This window comes from Ensifer sp. Root278, assembly GCF_001429285.1.
In the GTDB taxonomy this organism is placed as follows: Bacteria; Pseudomonadota; Alphaproteobacteria; order Rhizobiales; family Rhizobiaceae; genus Ensifer.
In genome coordinates, this window is sequence record NZ_LMJJ01000013.1 from 18,578 (window position 1) to 37,170 (window position 18,593).

12 protein-coding genes are annotated in these 18,593 nt (G+C 61.5%); 10 read left to right on the top strand and 2 right to left on the bottom strand.

The genetic code is table 11. The features are described 5' to 3' along the window. The first annotated feature begins 17 nt into the window (after positions 1-17). From ASE60_RS13745 to ASE60_RS13785, 9 genes are all read left to right on the top strand, one after another. Positions 18-1,526, top strand: a complete 1,509-nt coding sequence (locus ASE60_RS13745; RefSeq protein WP_057251129.1) for an amidohydrolase — start codon at positions 18-20, stop codon at positions 1,524-1,526. A gap of 763 nt (positions 1,527-2,289) precedes the next feature. Then, positions 2,290-6,654, top strand: a complete 4,365-nt coding sequence (locus ASE60_RS13750) for an Ig-like domain repeat protein (protein ID WP_057251130.1) — start codon at positions 2,290-2,292, stop codon at positions 6,652-6,654. A gap of 250 nt (positions 6,655-6,904) precedes the next feature. Further along, a complete protein-coding gene (locus ASE60_RS13755; RefSeq protein ID WP_057251131.1) occupies positions 6,905-7,900 on the top strand; it encodes a LacI family DNA-binding transcriptional regulator in 996 nt (331 codons plus the stop codon). A gap of 39 nt (positions 7,901-7,939) precedes the next feature. Beyond that, positions 7,940-9,244 (top strand): sugar ABC transporter substrate-binding protein, encoded by a 1,305-nt coding sequence (locus tag ASE60_RS13760; protein ID WP_112994728.1) that lies wholly within the window; start codon positions 7,940-7,942, stop codon positions 9,242-9,244. A gap of 72 nt (positions 9,245-9,316) precedes the next feature. After that, complete coding sequence (locus ASE60_RS13765) at positions 9,317-10,249, top strand: sugar ABC transporter permease (RefSeq protein ID WP_057251132.1); 933 nt, start codon at positions 9,317-9,319, stop codon at positions 10,247-10,249. Then, entirely contained in the window at positions 10,242-11,135 is an 894-nt protein-coding gene (locus ASE60_RS13770) for a carbohydrate ABC transporter permease (protein WP_057251133.1), read from the top strand. Before ASE60_RS13765 ends, ASE60_RS13770 begins: the two co-directional genes overlap by 8 nt. Before the next feature lie 2 nt (positions 11,136-11,137). Then, positions 11,138-12,844, top strand: coding sequence for a GH32 C-terminal domain-containing protein (locus tag ASE60_RS13775; protein WP_057251134.1), 1,707 nt, complete (start codon positions 11,138-11,140; stop codon positions 12,842-12,844). A gap of 12 nt (positions 12,845-12,856) precedes the next feature. Continuing rightward, on the top strand, positions 12,857-13,903 hold the full coding sequence (gene ugpC, locus ASE60_RS13780) for a sn-glycerol-3-phosphate ABC transporter ATP-binding protein UgpC (protein ID WP_057251135.1): 1,047 nt from the start codon (positions 12,857-12,859) through the stop codon (positions 13,901-13,903). A gap of 756 nt (positions 13,904-14,659) precedes the next feature. Beyond that, entirely contained in the window at positions 14,660-16,012 is a 1,353-nt protein-coding gene (locus tag ASE60_RS13785; protein WP_057251136.1) for an ISNCY family transposase, read from the top strand. Here ASE60_RS13785 and ASE60_RS13790 read toward each other — a convergent pair. Then, the gene (locus tag ASE60_RS13790) at positions 15,999-16,736 is read right to left on the bottom strand and encodes a hypothetical protein (RefSeq protein ID WP_057251186.1); all 738 of its coding nucleotides are present in this window, start codon (positions 16,734-16,736) and stop codon (positions 15,999-16,001) included. The genes ASE60_RS13785 and ASE60_RS13790 overlap by 14 nt on opposite strands. Before the next feature lie 389 nt (positions 16,737-17,125). After that, positions 17,126-17,824 (bottom strand): TetR/AcrR family transcriptional regulator C-terminal domain-containing protein, encoded by a 699-nt coding sequence (locus ASE60_RS13795; protein ID WP_057251137.1) that lies wholly within the window; start codon positions 17,822-17,824, stop codon positions 17,126-17,128. Between the two features lie 184 nt (positions 17,825-18,008). On the opposite strand from ASE60_RS13795, the gene ASE60_RS13800 reads away from it, so the two are divergent. Continuing rightward, positions 18,009-18,491, top strand: a complete 483-nt coding sequence (locus ASE60_RS13800; RefSeq protein ID WP_057251138.1) for a RidA family protein — start codon at positions 18,009-18,011, stop codon at positions 18,489-18,491. Positions 18,492-18,593: the final 102 nt, after the last annotated feature.

The following is an 18,593-nucleotide window of genomic DNA, read 5'->3' on the forward strand; positions in this document are numbered from 1 at the left end:
TTTCCGGGGCATTTGTCATGAGCGAAATTCTCATCCGCAATGGGACGATAGTTGCGATGGACCGCGCTCACGGCGCAACACCATTTGCCGCTGACATCCTGATCGAAGGCACCGAGATCAGATCGATCGGGTCGGGCCTTGCCGCCAGGCCCGACGCCCAAATTATCGAGGCACGCGGCAAGCTGGTCCTGCCGGGACTGGTCAATGCCCATACGCATTCCAGTGAGACATTCCTGCGGGGGCGCTATGAGCGCATGCCGCTCGAACTCTGGCTGCTCTATGCCTATCCGCTGTTGATGAACGACCCGATCGGCGAGCGCCTGCTGTACCTGCGCAGCCTGCTGCTGGCGATGGAATCGCTGCGCAACGGCGTCACGACGCTCTGCGACGATTTTTTCGACCCGCCCCGGCACGATCTCGACCGGCTTGCCACCGTCTTTCGCGCCTACGACGATGCCGGAATCCGCGCCAATATTTCCAGCGCGGCGATGAATGTGCATACGCTTGATGCGCTGCCTTTTGTGCGCGAGATAATGCCCTCGGCGATGCAGGATCTTCTCGATTTTGGTCCGCCGATGTCGGCAGGAGCGTATGCGGACTATTGCCGCGCTGCCTTTTCCAGCCTGCACGGGATGTCGGGCCGCCTGCAGTTCATGATCGCACCTTCCGCGCCGCAGCGCTGCACGCCCGATCTCATGGCGGCCTGTATGGAGCTGGCAGTTGAAAGGCATGTGCCGTTCCACACGCATGTCCTCGAGACCAAGACGCAGGCGGTGACGGGGCTCGTTCATCACGGCAGGTCCTTGATCGCCTATATGCACGATCTCGGCCTTTTGAAACGCAACACGACCATCGCGCATTCGGTGTGGGTCAGCGACGAGGACATCGAGCTGATGGGGGAGGCGGGCGTCTCCGTTGCCCACAACGCCGTCTCCAACCTGAAGCTTGGGGCCGGGATCGCGCCGATCCGCCGCCTGCTCGATGCCGGTGTGACGATCGGCCTTGGCACGGATGGCGTTTCGTCGAACGACACGTCTCGCATCTTCGACGTCATGCGCGTCGCCGGTCTCGTTCATAGTGCCGCCGGTCCTGACTACGAGAAATGGCTCAGGGCGGACGAGATCCTCACCATGGCGACCATCGGCGGCGCCAAGACGGCGATGCTGGAACAGGTGACCGGTTCCCTGGAAGTCGGCAAGTCGGCCGATCTTCTTGTCCTGGATATGCGAAATTATCCCTTCGTGCCGCTCAACGATGTCGCCAAACACCTTGTCTATTCGGAAAACGGATCGTCGGTGGAAGCAGTGATGGTTGCCGGACGAATCGTCATGCAGGGCGGACGCCTGACCACGGTGGATGAACAGGCCGTCTTCGATGAAATTTCCGAACTCGTGCCGGCATATCTTGCCGAACACGCCGAACTTGAGCGCCGCAACGCGATCTTCGAACCCGTGCTGGCAGAGGTCCATCGAATGGCGACCGCGATGGACATTTCTCTCAACCGATACCAAGGCGATGCCGTATGACGCGACCTCGATGGCAGACGATTTTTCCCAGTGACGTAGCCAGCCTTGTTGCAACGCTCCGTAGAAAAAATTGGGCAAATCGCATCATACGTGTGGCGCGAACCATGACAACAATCTATGGATGATACTGCACGCATAACTTGCGATTTTCTGGCTCACAAGCTGGGCAAAAGTTCTTCACTGTAGGAAAGCTCTGCTGCACCTGGGCATGGATTGCGGGTGCTTGCGCGATTTGGACGACCTTCGGGGGAAGGCGGACGGGGAACCGATGACATCAACGATAGTTGTTCTTGTGCTTGCTTTTGCAGGCATGGCGTTCACATGGCTGAAAATGCTTAAGCGCTTTCTGTCGGCTCTCTCCGCCGCCGCCTGGATGCTCCGGGCCGTCACCAATGCAGTCCTTCGGCCGTGGAAGGCCTGGTTCGCCTTCGTGGCTGCCTTCTTGATCAGCCTGGCGTTTTTCCAGAGTGCGCACGCTCAATCGGCTGGTTGCAGTGCGATCAACGCAACGTGGGGGAGCGGCGTTTCCCTCTCGAATACAAGCGAGTTGTGGCAGGCTAACCTTAGCGTCCTCGCCGGCGAAAAAGTCACATACAGGGTTACTTCATCTGGCACTGTGAATTCGAACAGCGCAGGCTTCGCGATTTACAAGAACGCTGGCGTTAATATGTCTGACGGCACTTCATTTGAAGCATATGCTGCACCCGGCGCGGAGTTGAATCTAAACGCTACATTGACAATACCCGCTGACGATACTCAATTTGTGGTTTACGCTTGGAGCGAGCCCGCTGGCGGAACCGTACAGGCGACGGTCACATGCGTTGGAAAGAGCGACCAGACCATCACCTTCAACAACCCGGGCCCGCAGAATTTCGGCACGACGCCGACGCTGACGGCGAGCGCCAGTTCCGGGCTCAGCCCCGTCTTCACCTCCGCAACCACCGGCGTTTGCACCATTGACGGCGCAGGACAGCTGAGCTTCGTGACGACCGGGACCTGCACGATCAATGCCAACCAGGCCGGAGATGCGTCCTATAACGCTGCCCCGCAGGTACAGCAGAGTTTTGCCGTCAACCCCGCCGTTCCGATTGCCGGTGCGCTTTCGGCGACAGTCAGCGCCAACTCGTCGGCAAACCCCATCACCTTGAACCTTTCCGGTGGAACAGCGACGTCGGTGGCGGTCAGCGCGCCGGCTGCGCATGGCACGGCGACGGCTGTGGGAGCCACCATCACCTATACGCCGACGCCAGGCTATGCCGGCCCCGACAGCTTCACCTATACGGCGACAAATGCGGGCGGCACATCGTCGCCGGCGACGGTTACCATCACCGTATCGGCCCCGACCGTGGTCGTTTTGCCCAACAGCTCGCTGCCGGCCGGGACAGTCGGCACAGCCTACAGCCAGACGCTGACGGCTTCCGGCGGCACAAATCCCTATTCCCTCTCTGCAGCCGGGACATTGCCGACCGGCCTTACGCTTGCTTCCGGTGGCGTGCTCTCCGGAACGCCGACCACCGCTGGGAGCTACAGCTTCGAGATCACCGCCACGGACAGCTCAACCGGCCTTAACGCGCCATTCTCGGGTTCCCGGTGGTACACGGTGAACGTCAACGAAATTCCCCCGGTTGCAGGCGCAGTAGCCGCGACGGTCAATGCGAACTCGTCGGCGAACCCGATCACGCTGAACCTTTCCGCCGGTACGGCGACGTCGGTGGCGATCGGCACGGCGGCTTCGCACGGCACGGCGTCGGCCTCCGGCACGACCGTTACCTATACGCCGATACCAGGCTACTCCGGCTCTGACAGCTTCACCTACACCGCCACGAATTCAGCCGGCACCTCTTCGTCCGCGACGGTCACCATCACGGTGAACCGACCCACACTGGCCCTGTCGCCAGCAGCAGGGCCGCTGCCCGGCGGCACGACCGACGTTGCCTATAGCCAGTCAATGACCGCATCGCTCGGCACCGCGCCCTATACCTATGGGCTCACCATTACCTCCGGCACGCTCCCAACGGGGCTGTCTTTCAATACCGCAACAGGCACTCTTTCCGGCACCCCGACGACGACAGGCACCGTCAACTTCACCGTGTCTGCAGTAGACACCTACGGTGCGAGCGGCTCGGCCGCCTATTCGCTGACGACCATATTGGGGCTGCAGGCGCCCGTCGCCGGCAATGCGTCCGCGACGGTCGATGCCAATTCGGCGAACAACGCAATCACGCTCGCCCTCACGGGCGGCGCCGCAGATAGCGTGGCAGTTGCGTCGGTACCGACCCACGGCACCGCGTCGGCTTCTGGCACGACAATCACCTACACGCCGACATCAGGCTATTCCGGCGCCGACAGCTTCACCTACACGGCCACCAATATCGCGGGCACGTCCGCGGCCGCGACGGTCACGATCACCGTGAGTGCGCTGCCAAAATTGTCGATCAATGACATAAGCCAGGCCGAGGGTAGTTCCGGCACCACCAGCTTCACCTTCACGATATCGCTGGACAAACCGGCCGGTGTTGGCGGGGTGACCTTCGACATTGCGACGGCAAACGGTACGGCCAACGCCACTGGCGACTACACAACCAATTCCGCAAGCGGTCAGGTCAGCCAGGGTGCGACCGACGCCACGTTCACAGTGCTTGCGCTGGGTGATACGGACTTTGAGCCGAACGAGACATTCTTCGTCAATGTCACAAACGTCGCCGGCGCGACGGTCGTCGACAACCAGGGTATGGGCACTGTCCTCAATGACGACGCAGCGCCTGCTCCGTCGATCGCCAACATCACCCCGAATGCCGGGGGCACGACCGGCGGCACGGTGGTCACCATTAGCGGTACGGGTTTCACCGATACGACTGCGGTTACCTTCGGCGGCGTTACCGGGAGCAACCTCACCGTCGTCGACGACGGTGAGGTCACGGTGACGACGCCCGCTCATGCCGCTGGAGCCGTAGTGGTTGCCCTTACTACTCCGAACGGAACCGATACGTTCAATGGTGGCTTTACCTACCAGACATCGGTTCCGACGATCACGGCATCGGCCTCCGACAGCAATCCGGTGCTCGGCACATCGGTGACCCTCACGGCGACCTTGGCCGGCGGCGCGTCGCCGACGGGAACCGTCACCTTCAAGAACGGATCCACGACGCTTGGAACCGGCTCCGTTTCCGGCACCACGGCCACGTTCAGCACCGCGGCGCTGGCCGTTGGCGTGCATTCCATCACCGCCGAATATTCCGGTGATGCCAACAATGCCGCTGCGGTCTCGGCCGCCGTGACCGTTACGGTCGGGCCGGTTGCTCCAAGGGTCACTGTCTCGGTCTCCGACAGCAATCCGGTGCTCGGCGCATCGGTGACCTTTACGGCGACCTTGGCCGGCGGCGCGTCACCGACGGGAACCGTCACCTTCAAGAACGGATCCACGACGCTTGGAACCGGCACCGTGTCCGGCACCACGTCCGCCTTCAGCACCGCGGCGCTGAGCGTCGGCGCGCATTCCATCACCGCCGAATATTCCGGTGACAGCAACAATGCCGCTGCGACCTCAAGCGCTGTCACGGTCACGGTGGCTGCCTCGGCCATGACGTTCAGCCCCGCCGGCGGGGCGCTGCCCGAGGCCATGGCTGGTGAGGCTTACAGCCAGCAGATCTTCGCAACGGGGGGAGCGGGAGCGCTAAGCTACAGCCTCAAATCCGGCACGTTGCCGGCCGGAATGATCCTCAACATCTCCACTGGCGAGTTGACGGGTCCCCTCGATACGGCGGCCGAGGCGAAGGACTTTAGCTTCACCATCGAAGCGCGTGACGGTCACGGCACCACCGGAACGGCAAGCTACACTCTGACGGTCAAAACACGCGCCGTCACCGTCACTGACAAGACAGTCGACGTTCCGTCTGGCAGCATGCCGGTCAATGTCAACCTCGAGGCCGGCGCCACTGGCGGCCCGTTCACTGATGCGAGCCCCACATTCGTGGAACCGGCCAATGCCGGCACGGCGAGCATCGTGCGGGGTGAATTTGCCGCAGCGGGTCCGACGCCTCTCGGCTGGTATCTGAAGTTTATCCCGAACCCGGCCTACTCGGGTACTGTGCGGGTTGGCTTCAGGCTGATGAACGCGCAAGGCGCCTCCAACACCGGTACGGTGACCTACAAGATCGGCTACAATCCTGCCGAGGTCGCCGATAATATTGATGACCTCGTGCACGGTTTCGTCCAGACCCGGCAGGGCCTGATTGCCTCTTCGATCAGGGTTCCGGGCCTTCTAGAACGTCGGCAGCTGGGCAACGCCACGGATCCAGTCACTGCCCGTATGACGCCTTCGGAAGATGGCATAACGGCCAGCTTCGCGACCAGTCTTGCGCAAATGGAATCGGCCGGCGGCTATGCCCCGCCGTTCAACGTCTGGATCGACGGCACGCTGATGGCGCACAAGCGAGACGAGAACGACGACAAGTGGGGCAGCTTCGCCATGCTCAATCTCGGCGCCGATTATCTGATTTCTGAAAAGGCGCTGGTCGGCCTGTCGCTCCATTTCGACCGGATGACCGATCCGACGAAGGAGGACGCCGAATTGACGGGCAACGGCTGGCTCGCCGGCCCCTATGCCTCGCTCGAGATCGGCAAGGGCGTGTTCTGGGATACAAGCCTGCTCTATGGCGGCTCGGCGAACGACATCGACACAGCCTTCTGGGACGGTTCGTTCGACACGAAACGCTGGTTGATCGACACGGCGATCATGGGCGAATGGCAAATCGACGAGGCCACGGTGCTGACGCCGGAGCTCCGGGCTGTCTACTTCAACGAGACGGTCAAGGACTATAGCGTGCGCAACGGTGCGGGCGACGAAATCACCATCGAGGGCTTCGACGCCGAACAGTTCCGAGTAAGTCTCGGGGCGGAGATCGGGCGTTCCTTCACCCTGGAGAACGGCTCCACTGTGACGCCGAAGCTCGGTGCAACAGCCGGTTATGCCGGTCTCGACGGCTCCGGCGCCTACGGCGCACTGACCGCCGGCCTGACGCTGGAGACCGTCGATTTCTGGATGCTCGACGCCAGCCTCCTTCTCGACATCGAGGGTGACGGCCAGAAATCTGTTGGCGGACGGGTGAGGGCTGCAAAGCAATTCTGAGCAGGCCTGACCCCGACTGAAACAGAAAGCCGCAGTGGACGCACAGCGGCTTTCGTCCCTCTTGAGCCCCAACCTCTATTTCGCGTCATCGGAGGGTTGTTCGCCGTCTTGGCGGAGCGATGTCGGGCGCGAAGCTCTACGCAGCGATCATCTTCCAAGGCTTATGGTGGCGTTTCGATCGGGTGACCGCTTGACAATGGGGCCGGGTTTGAACTAATGGGTAATCGATAACCCACAAAGGGCACAAATCGTGACAATCTCCCTTTCTGACATCGCGGAGCGTGCGGGCGTCTCAGTGAAGACGGTCTCCGGCGCATTGCACGGCGGGTCCGCTCGAATGTCGGACGAGACCCGTCAGAAGGTCAAGGCGATTGCGGAGGAACTCGGCTATGTAACGAACCTGGCGGCGCGCGGCGTGCGTCAAGGCTGGCTTCCGCTGGTCGGCGTTGTGTCCGATGGGTTGATCACCTCGCCCTTCGCCACCGAAATTGTGCGAGGACTCGATGGGGCTGCGCGCAGCGCCGGCATGGCCGTCTTCGCTGTCAACCACAGCAGCGGACAGTCGATTGGCTCGGTGCTCGACGAAGTGCAGCAGTTCCGGCCGCGCGCCGTTGCCTACGCCGCCATGTATCACAAGGACGTCGATCTGCCGCCAACCCTGGCCGGTTCCGTCGGGGTCATGATCAACTGCCGCGAGGCCTCGGGCCGTGTCACGTCGCTGGTCCCGGACGAAGAGGGCGGGGCACGTGAGATCGTGCGTTACCTGCTGGCCGCAGGCCGGCGCCGTATCGCCTTCATCAACTTGCCGGGCATTCTGGCCGGGTCCTTGCGCGAGAAGGGCTTTCGTGCGGCGCTGGAGGAGGCAGGCATCGACCCGCTCGGCGTGTTTCCGGCCGTGCGCCGCAGCGTTTACAGCGACCGCGCGCCAAGCCTTGTCTCGTCCCATGTGGAGGCACTTCTTTCCGGTCAGCGGCCGGACGCCATCCTGTGCGGCAACGACCGCGTGGCGATGGAGGTCTATGCCGCGCTTGCGCGTGCCGGCCTTCGCATCCCGGACGACATTGCGGTGGCAAGTTTCGACAACCAGGTCGAGCTTGCCTCGCGATTGGATCCGCCATTGACGACAATGGCCCTGCCGCACCGCGCGATGGGCCGCCTTGCCATGGAGATCCTGCTCGCCGGGCAACCTGAGCCGCCGCATCTGCGGCAGTTGCCCTTCCATCTGGTCGAGCGGGCATCCGTCTAAATTCAGTTTTGTGATCGCATTCAACAGGAGGAGAAAACAATGACTGCGCACTTGGGTAATCGTTTACGCAATGCACTCTGCGCCGCCACCGCGCTTTTGGGGAGCGGCGGTATTGCCGACGCAAAAACCGTCGTTCATGTCATGCACCAGGGCGATCCGGGCTGGGTGAAGGCCTATGGCGATGTCGCCAAGCGCTTCGAGGACGCCAATCCGGATGTCGACATCGAACTGATCTACGCGCCGCACGACGCCTATAACGAGAAGTTCAGCGCCGCCGTCATGGCCAAGCAGTTGCCGGACGTGATGGAACTCGACGCACCGTTCCTCGCCAACTACGTCTGGTCCGGATACCTGCAGCCGATCAAGCCGCTCGTCGATAAGGATGTCCTTGACGACATGACCGGCTCGAACATCGCCCAGGGCACTTATCCGATCGATAAGGACCTCTATGCGATCGGACTCACCGACTCCTCGGTCGTCCTCTACGGCAACAAGAAATATCTCGAAGCCATCGGCGCACGCATTCCGAAATCCGTCGACGACGCTTGGACGCGCGAGGAATTCGAAGGATATCTCGAAAAGCTCTCCAAGCTCGAAGGCGTGAAGTGGCCGATCGACACGTTCCGCGGCTACGGCATCAAGACCGAGTGGATCACCTATGCCTATGGCCCGCTGCTCGAAAGTGCTGGCTGTGATCTGATCGACCGCAAGGCGTGGAAGGCGAGCGGTACGCTCGACAGCGAAGCCTGCGTCAAGGCGCTGACCATGATGCAGACGTGGGTAAAGAACGGCTGGGTCGTTCCGACGTCGTCGGGTACCAACCAGTTTTATGCCGAAGGCCAGCCGGCAGCACTCGCCATGGGCGGGCACTGGTTCTATGCGGAAGCCGCCGCCGCGATGAAGGACAATATCGTCGTCATGCCGCTGCCAAAGATCGGTAAGAAGGGCGTCAGCCCGAACGGCACCTGGATCTGGGGCATCTCGGCGACCTCCGAAAATCCTGAGGCCGCGGGCAAGTTCCTGAGCTTCCTTCTGAAGGACAAGGACTATCGCGACTACGCCAAGACCCAGTCGGCCTATCCGGGCCTGAAGAGCTTTGCAGCGGAATCCCCGCTCTACGCTGAAGGCGGACCGCTTGCTGTCGCCTTCGAACAGGCCTCGAAGTCCGCGGTCGCCCGTCCGCCGCACCCGGCCTATCCGACGATTACCTCGGCCTTCATGCAGGCGGTCGACAAGATCTTCAACGGCGGCGACGCACAGGAAGCCCTGACGGCCGCCGCCAGGAAGATCGACCAGGACATCGAGGACAACGCCGGCTATCCGCCGTTCGACGAACAGCAATAAGGCGTTATCGCTGGGCCGTCACTCTGACCGGCCCTGCGCCATCTCGGGAGGATGAGCGATGAGGAGGAGACCATGACTTTGCAACAGACGTCTGCGCCGGCCATTCCGCGCGTCGGCAGGCGACGTGACCGGCAGCGATTTTGGCAGGAAGTCGCGATGATCGCGCCCGCCGTGCTGCTGCTCGCCATCTTCCTGATCACGCCGTTCCTTCTGTCCTTCTGGACGGCGATGACCAACCAGCCGCTCGTACCGCGCCCGACGCCGGTGCGCTTCGTCGGCCTCCTGAACTTTCAGCGCGTCTTTACCGATCCGCTGTTCTGGACGTCGCTGTGGAACGTCACGCGCTTCACGGTCTGGGTGCTCCCGGTCCAGTGCGGTCTGGCCTTCCTGACGGCGCTGCTGCTCCACCAGAAGCTGCCGATACGCAATCTTCTGCGCGGCATGTTCTTCCTGCCGGCGATCACCTCCATGGTTGTCGTCTGCGTGATCTGGGGCACGCTGTTTCAGTATCCGAGCGGTCCGCTCAATCAGATCGTCGGCTTCTTGTCCGCTGGAATGATCCAGCCGATCGATTGGCTCGGCGACCCGAACTGGGCGATGTTCTCGATCGTGCTGCTGTCGGCCTGGCAGGCCTATGGCTTCCAGATGATCATCTACCTTGCCGGCCTGCAGGGCATTCCGGAAGAGCTTTACGACGCCGCCCGCATCGATGGGGCAAGCGCGCTGCGCCGCTTCTGGCACGTGACCATGCCGGGCCTGCGTCCCACCCATGTCTTCGTGCTGGTCATCACGACGATCCAGGCTTTCAAGCTCTACACCCAAGTTGCAATCCTCACCCAGGGCGGGCCGAAGGAAAGCACGGAGACCGTGGTGCACTACATGGTGCGCGCCGGTTTCGAGGAACAGAAGCTCGGATATGCCTCTGCCGTCTCCGTCATTCTCTTCGTCATCGTTCTTCTGATCGCGCTTCTCCAGCGCAAACTCCTGAGGCGCTTCGATGTCTGATCTCGTGCTCAACCAGCCCGCCCCGCTGGCCATATCCCGGGGCAACAGCAAGACGGGCCTGCGGGCCGTCCAGACCGTCTGCATCTTCATTGTTGCTCTGGTGATGATTTCGCCACTCTTCATGCTGCTCATTGCCAGCCTCAAGGACGACCGCTTCCGCATCCTTGCGGACATGGGCAGCTTCCGCGCCTTCTGGGTGAGCGACCCGACGCTCTCGAACTACAGGGAGATCGCCAATTTCTCCGGCGAGCTTGCCTATGGCCGCTACCTGTTCAATTCGCTGGTGATCCTCGTTGTCACCGTCGTGTCGGGACTGATCATCAACTCCATGGCAGGCTTTGTGCTCGCCTGGGGCTCGCTGCGCGGCAAGGCGGTCCTGCTTGCGCTCGTCGTTGCGCTCTATGTCATCCCGCAGGAAAGCATCATCATGCCGCTCGTCGTCATGATGTCGCGGGCAGGGCTGACGGACACCTTTGCCGTCCAGATCCTGCCCTGGGTAGCAAGCCCGCTCTATGTCTTCCTCTTCTACCAGTTCTTCGCGCAACTGCCGAAGGAACTCTATGAAGCGGCGGAAATGGACGGAGCCTCGGCCTTTCGCATCTACCGTTCGATCTACATGCCGCTCAGCCTGCCGGCGCTCGCAACGGTGTCGATCCTCATGGGGATCGAGAGCTGGAACCAGTATCTCTGGCCGACACTCGTAACGCAGACCGACCATGCAAGGCCGATCTCGGTCGCAATTGCCACCTTCTTTGGACAGGACAGCATCTACTGGGACCGCGCCATGGCCGCGTCCGTCCTGATGATGATCCCCGTCCTCATTCTCTACCTCGCCTTCCAGCGCTGGTTCGTAAGCTCGTTCGTCGGCTCCGCCGTGAAAGGTTGACTATGACTTCCCAAACAAAACTCGCGAGCCCCGCGCTTGAAATCATTGAGGCCGCGTTTGCCGCCGGCACGGTGCTGCATCTCTGGATCAAGGCGCGCGAAACTGGCGGCAAGGCGAAGCTCTTCGTGAGTGTCGAGCGCAATGACATCGCCGATCCGTCCACGCGCCGCACCGAGGAGTTCGAATTCTTCGCGGTGACGCTCGGGACCGGTGGCCACACTGTACTTGCCTATGATGCGGAAACGACCGCGCTCTCAGTGGTCTACGCATTCCATCCGCAGACGGTGCTGGAGGAGGGGATCCGCGTGTTGCACCACGACATGCGTACCGCACCGCCTCAGGTGCCGGCCGGCTACCACTTCCGGCCGCCCTTCGGCTGGATGAACGACCCGAACGGTTTCGGCCGTTTCGCCGGCCGCGGCCATCTCTTCTACCAGCACTATCCGCACGGTTTGCGCTGGAACACCATGCATTGGGGACACGCCGTCTCGACAGATCTGATCCACTGGACGCACCTGCCGATGTTCCTCTTTCCGGCGGATCATCTGTCCGAAAGGGACGACGGCCGCGGCGGCGCCTTTTCCGGCTCGGCCATCCCCATTTCCGGACCTGAGGGGGAGGAGATCCGCGTCTTCTATACCGAACACGTTCGCGATCGGCAGCCGGAAGAGCAGATCCAGCTCTCCGCCCTCAGCCGCGACGGCATCGTCGCCGGTGCATCCGAGGTGGTTCTGCCGGTCCGTCCGGAAGGCTTGAACCTCACCACCGACTTCCGGGATCCCTACGTCTTCAGGGGCCCGGACGGCCGCTGGAAGATGCTGCTCGGCAGCCGCGACAGGTCGGGCGGCGTCGTTCTGCTCTATGAGACGACGGATCGACAAGGCGCTGCCGGCTGGACCTTCCTCGGCATCATTCATCGCGAGGACCGTTTCGGTATGACCGCAGCGGAATGCCCCTGCATGGTGCCGCTCGGTGGGAAGGCGGACGATCCGGATACCCGTTGGGCGCTGATCTTCGGCCTGCTGACCAGCCGCGATCCCGCAACCGGCCGGCGTAACCTGACGTCGGTTACCGTCGGCCGCTTTGACGGCCGCAAATTCCTGGCCGAGTTCGAGCAGGAGCTGGATTTCGGTTCCGACGCCTATGCCTTCCAGGCTTTCGTCGACGGCGACGAGCCGGTTGGCATCGCTTGGCTCGCCAACTGGACGGACTTTTCCAAGAAAGACGACTTCCCGACCGCAATGACGCTGCCGCGTCGTGTGCTTCTCGACGGAGATGCCGTTCTGACGCCACCGAGCGTCGCAGCGGAAAGCCTCCGCCACATGCTGCTCGACGAAGCGGCGCTCGCTGCCGGCGAGACGGTTCCGCTTGAAAGCGGCGCGGTCGAGATCGTACTCTCGCTGCCCAAGCCCGGCGCTTCGTTTGAACTCGCCTTCGATCACCCGGACGTCAAGCTCGGCGTGAAGCTTGATGGCGACGGCCTGGCGATCCTCTTTGATGCCGGCACTGGCAAAGAGCCGCCGCGATACCTCGCATCCGGCGCCAAGCCTTCGGAGCTGCGCATCTTTCTCGACGCAGGTTCCATCGAGGTGTTCGCCGACAACGGCCGCTGGACCGGCACCAAGCGCATTCCGGGATTTTCCGCCGCTCGTTCGGCGACGCTAACCGGTGCCGCCGCCAGTGCAAAAATCTGGCAACTCAAGCTTTAAGGGAGGAAGACAATGGCATCGGTAACGATCGATCGCGTTTTGAAGCAATATGGGGCAGCCTCCGTCATCCACGGCGTTTCCGTGAATATCGAGGATGGCGAGTTCGTCACGCTCGTCGGCCCGTCCGGCTGCGGCAAGTCCACGCTTCTGCGCATGCTGGCGGGGCTGGAGGACATCAGCGGCGGCGAGATCCGCATCGACGGCCGCATCGTCAACGAGGTGGCGCCGAAGGAGCGGGACATCGCCATGGTGTTCCAGAGCTACGCACTCTATCCGCACATGACGGTCGCCGAGAACATGGGCTTTGCCCTGAAACTGCAGGGCCGCGACAGGGCGACGATCGACCGGCTTGTCAGGGAAGCCGCCGGTATTCTGGCACTGGAACCGCTGCTCGATCGCTTGCCGAAGCAGCTCTCCGGTGGCCAGCGCCAGCGCGTGGCAATGGGGCGCGCAATTGTCCGCCATCCGAAGGTGTTCCTGTTCGACGAGCCGCTGTCCAATCTCGATGCCAAGCTGCGCGTGACGATGCGCAGCGAAATCAAGGAATTGCACCAGCGGCTCGGTACCACCATCGTCTACGTCACGCACGACCAGATCGAGGCGATGACCATGGCCGACAAGATCGTCGTCATGCGCGCTGGCCGCATCGAGCAGATCGGCAAACCGCTCGACCTCTACGACCGCCCAGATAACACCTTCGTCGCAACCTTCATCGGCTCGCCTGCGATGAACCTTTTTGAAGGCGACATTGGCGACGGTGGCTTCCGTATCGAGGGCGGGCTTTCCCTGCCGCTACCGGGGTTCCTGGGCGGCAAAGAAGCCCGAACCTACGGCATCCGCCCGGAAGACCTCGAGCTTGCCGAAACGGGCATTCCAGCAACGGTCCTGACGGTTGAGCCGACAGGCGCTGAAACCCATCTTTCGGTGCGCGTCGGCACGCAGACGGCCGCTATCGTTCTGCATCGACGCGCGGACCTTCGCCCTGAACAGCAGGTCCACCTCGCGCCAAAAGGAGAGAAGATTCACCTCTTCTCCGCGGGGGGCGCCAGGATTAACTGAAACGGCATGCATGTCGCGAGAGGCCGTTGACCCATTCGGGCAGAGACACGCCATCCGCCAAGCTCCTTTGGAGCGTATAAGGAGGCCGAGATCGATGCGGCGGCGGACGTTGGTTCGGAATCATTGCTCCGCTCCAATGGCCCGTGTGACGTCACCAAAGGACCGACGACGCCTCGACGAACAACCCGTCGAGCACCTGGTTCAGTGTGCCGGTAATGACCTCTAGCTCTACGTAGGTAGCGAGGACTACCGCTGCCAGCATGGACAAGGCCGATCCGATTTCGATCGCTGGCATGCGTTCGCGAGGAAGGGATATCGTAGCGCTCTCAGGAGTGGCGACGAACAGGTGATCGGCATCATGCCGGTTGTCGTTGGCTGCGCGAAGGAGACGAGACGGGCGAAAACGCTTATGTCCGCTCTTATCGCATAGGCTGAGGTATCTTTCGCAGGGTGAAGTGGGCATCGGAAACGTCCATGACCGAACCAGAGTTGGATTACATTGTAGGCGACTCAACTGCATCGACCGTTCCCGGGGTAACTGTTGCGCTGAGGTTTGCGTCGCGCCCGCGTTTCGCGGGAGGCCGGGTCAAGCGCGGCGAGGCAAGGATCAGCCGCAATCCATGTTTTCCGGCATATCCGATAGTTCCATAATGTATGTTATGTGATCCTTGTGTGTAGCCGCAAAGTTAAAGTGTCCTGTTTCTGCAAAGTAAGAATGTCACTCTCCCCGGGTTTTGATGACCTGGGAGATTGCGGATGGGATTGATTGCGATGAGCGAGCGTGACCTGCAGCGGATCGAGATTTTGTCGAAAGTGACCGCCGGGCGGATGACGTTGGCGTCGGCGGCGCGCGTGCTTGAGCTGAGCACCCGCCAGGTGCGTCGGTTGCTGGAGCGGATCAACACCGGCGGTGCGGCTTCGATCCGTGCGGTGACGGTCGTTCGCGAACGCTATGTGGACTTTGGTCCGACGCTGGCGGCCGAGAAGCTTGCCGAGCGTGATGGTCTGACGGTGTCGCGCGAGACCCTGCGCCAATGGATGTCTGAGGCCGGCCTGTGGCTGTCGCGCAAGCAGCGGCGGACGTTTCATCAGCCACGCTTGCGGCGCGAGGCCTACGGTGAACTGGTGCAAATCGATGGATCCGAGCATCGCTGGTTCGAGGATCGCGGTGACCCATGTTCATTGCTGGTGTTCATCGATGATGCGACCGGCAAGCTGATGCAGTTGCGGTTTGTACGCTCGGAAAGTGCGTTCAGCTATTTCGAGGCGCTCGAGCTCTATCTGAAGGCGCATGGGGCTCCCGTCGCCTTCTATTCCGACAAGCATTCAGTGTTTCGGGTTGCGAAGAAGGATGCCAAGGGCGGTCAGGGCATGACCCAGTTCGGGCGTGCACTTTGCGAGCTAAACATCGAGATTCTTTGCGCAAACTCGAGCCAAGCCAAGGGCCGGGTCGAGCGGATGAACCGGACGCTACAGGACCGGTTGATCAAGGATCTGCGCCTGGAGGGCATCTGCGGCATGGACGACGGCAACGCTTTCCTGCCTCGGTTCATGGAGCGCTATAACCGCCAGTTTGCCATTACCCCTGCCCGATCTGATGATCTGCATCGGCCGCTGAACCTTGCCCCGGATCGGCTGCGCGACGTCCTGTGCAAACGTGAGCAGCGCTATGTCGGATCGCAGCTGACGTTTTCGTTCGAGCGCCAGCGGATCATGCTGGAGGAGACCGCGGTGACGCGCGGGCTGGTCGGTCGCTATGTCGAGACCTACGCGCTTGCCGACGGCAGGCTGGATGTGCGCTGGAAGGGGCATTCCCTAACCTACCGGGTGTTCGACAAGGACCAGCGGGTGACGCATGCGGCGATCACCGAGAACAAGCGGCTCGGTGATGTCCTGGCCTACATCAAGGAGCGTCAGGAGCAGCAGACGAAGCCGGCCTTAAAGACGAACAGCGAGAAGATTGGCTACAAACCGCGGGGCCGCAAGCCGGGCAAGCGGACGGATTTCATGACCGATCCAGCGGTCATTGCTCGGCGGCGACAGGCGCTTTCCCAGCGAAGTGCGGTGGAGCAAGGGCAACCCTACCCGGCACAGTTCAATGGAGAATAAACTCGGACTGCATGTCCGATTCCAGCTTTAAACATGCAGGCCACAAGGGTGTCTTGTGGTAAGTTCCGCGCTGCCAAATGGTCAGTCCCTCGCGCTCTTCGTGCAGCAATCCCAGCCAGCACAGCGGGCGAATGATATCGTAGCGGAGCGCCGACCGTTCCGCCCAGGTTTCGACAGTCATTTCTGCTGGCTCGGGGTACGATTCGCTCGGGTATAGCTCGTTCGCCAGGTCGTCCAACGAACAGCCCGTTTCTGCTTTCATATTGATAAGATTGAGAAAGACGTGCCACCAACGCATCCGATTACGGACAGCCTCCTGCGTCTGCCCGTAGTGGATATAAGCATAAAGATAATCCGTCGCGATCAGATCGAAGAAGGCCTGCGGTCTCGCCAGAAAGTCTCGGCCGCGTTGGGTTGGTACCAGTACGTCCTTTCGCCGCCGAAGAAGCCGCAAGTACTTGAGCATGTCACGCACGACCAAAAGCGGCGGCATATCGGCTTCGTTGAGAACCTTGTTGATGCTGTATAAGTCGTCCGACGTGTAGCCGGGCCAATCGAAGTGAACAGCGGCCCAGTGGACGAACTTGCGGTTCATCGCCCCCGACGCGGTCAGACCGATGCCTCCCTGGGTCTCTGCGTAGGAAACCGTCATGGCCATGCCGCGAAGCAGTGGCGACAAAGCGGCTACATCGACGTCACCCATCAGCCTGATTTCCGGAAGCATCGCGAGATCCTGGCCCTGCACGTTCAGCTGCCAGCAACATCTACCAGGAACGCATTAATTGAAACTGAGAAAGCTAAAGCCGAAGGGGTGCCCTACGCCCGCCCCCTCCCTTCCCTTGCAACCCGGCCCAGCCGGTCCGGTCGGGGGCTTGCCTCAGCGCCAGTGGAGATGTCGGCTGTCGCATTTCTAAATGGCTGAAGACGTATCCAAAGTGACATTTTAACTTTGCGCCAAAGCGGACAGTTCAACCTGGCCGCCACATGGTCTGTAGCGGCATTTTAGAGATGCGACACATAGGCCAGTTAGAGATGCGACAGTCGTCGCCCCGTTCTCCCTCTTGTCCTCGCCGCTAACAGCACGTCGACAAGATTGCCTCGCCGCGAGCGTCCTCACTGTTTCGGGGTCAGGCCATCGAGAAGGAAATCGAGGCCCTTCCTGAAGGTGCCGTCCCAATCGTTGTCCAGCAACAGCCGCGAGCGCTCGATCGTCGGATAGCGTTCACTGAGCTGCGTAAGGCGCTGCTGCGCGGCCGCTTTGTCTTCGTCCGATCGGTCGAAGCTCGCGAGCGTGACGGTGGCGCCCAGGACATGGTTCCAAAGCGACCAGATTGTCACGTTTAGATCCGCGTCTGCGACACCGGCTCTGGACAAGGCCGTGCCGAGCAGCTCCAGACGGCCGAGGACGTTTGCGCCAAGTGCCCGGCTCGGCAAAAGCAATGCCGACCAAGGATGACGCAGCATGCTGGCGCGCCAGTCTTCGAGCATATGGACGACTTCTGAACGCCAGTCCTGGGACTCACCTGTTTGCCAAGGGCCGCGATATTCGAGCACCGAGTCGAGCGCGAGATCGAAGACATCCTCCTTTGTGTCGACGTGCCAATAGAGGCTCATCACCCCCGAGCCGCAGCGATCGGCCAGCCGACGCATCGTCAACCCGTCGACGCCTTCAGCGTCAAGCAGTTCCACCGCGGTCGTTACGATACGTTCTAGAGAGAGCGAGGCGTCGCTACGCGGTTCCTGCCCGGGTTGGCGTTTCACATTTGCCCGTGGTGATCGTTTCGTCCGCGTGCCGCTACTTTTGGCCGCCATTCCGTCTTCCTCGTCAATCAGTCCATCGAATTTGGCCGGAAACACGATGAATGTCGACCCTCGCCCGTTGACTCGTACGCTGTACGATGCAAATAAATCGTACAGCGTACGAGTCATTCGTCAACTCATGGTCAAATCATGCCGGCGGGAGAGCCGTGCTCATGGCGTTGGGAGCGAGAAAATCATGTCACGCACAGTCAAGCATGTGCATATCGGAGGGCTAATCATCATGAATATCGGAATCCCCAGTGCGGCAACGGCGAATGAGAGCAAGCTGACCATTGTCAATCCCAAGACCCTCTACGACCCCACGCCGAACGGCTATAGCACCGCGGTGGTCACGCCCCCCGGTGCTCGGGTGGCCTACATTTCCGGACAGGGCGGCCAAGACGGCACGGGCGCTTTGTCACCCGACTTCGCCGTTCAGGTTAAGCAAGCCTATGCGAATTTGCGCGCAGCCCTTGATGCGCTCGGCGCACGCCCGGATCAGGTCGCCAAGCTCACGATCTTCGTGGTTGACCACGACATGTCAAAGCTTGGCGTATTGACCGAGAACGTCAAGGAAATGTTCGGCACGGCGCTGCCGGCACAGACCCTGGTTCCCGTTCCCAAGCTTGCAATCGATCCTATGCTGTTCGAGGTCGAAGCCGTCGTCGTTCTGCAGTAGGAATGCGCGGACAAGGTCCGCGAGAAATTGTCTATAGAGCATCGCTTCCAGCGGGGCGTGAGATGCAACCCGCACCGCTGGACTTGCGCCCTGCCCTGGAAC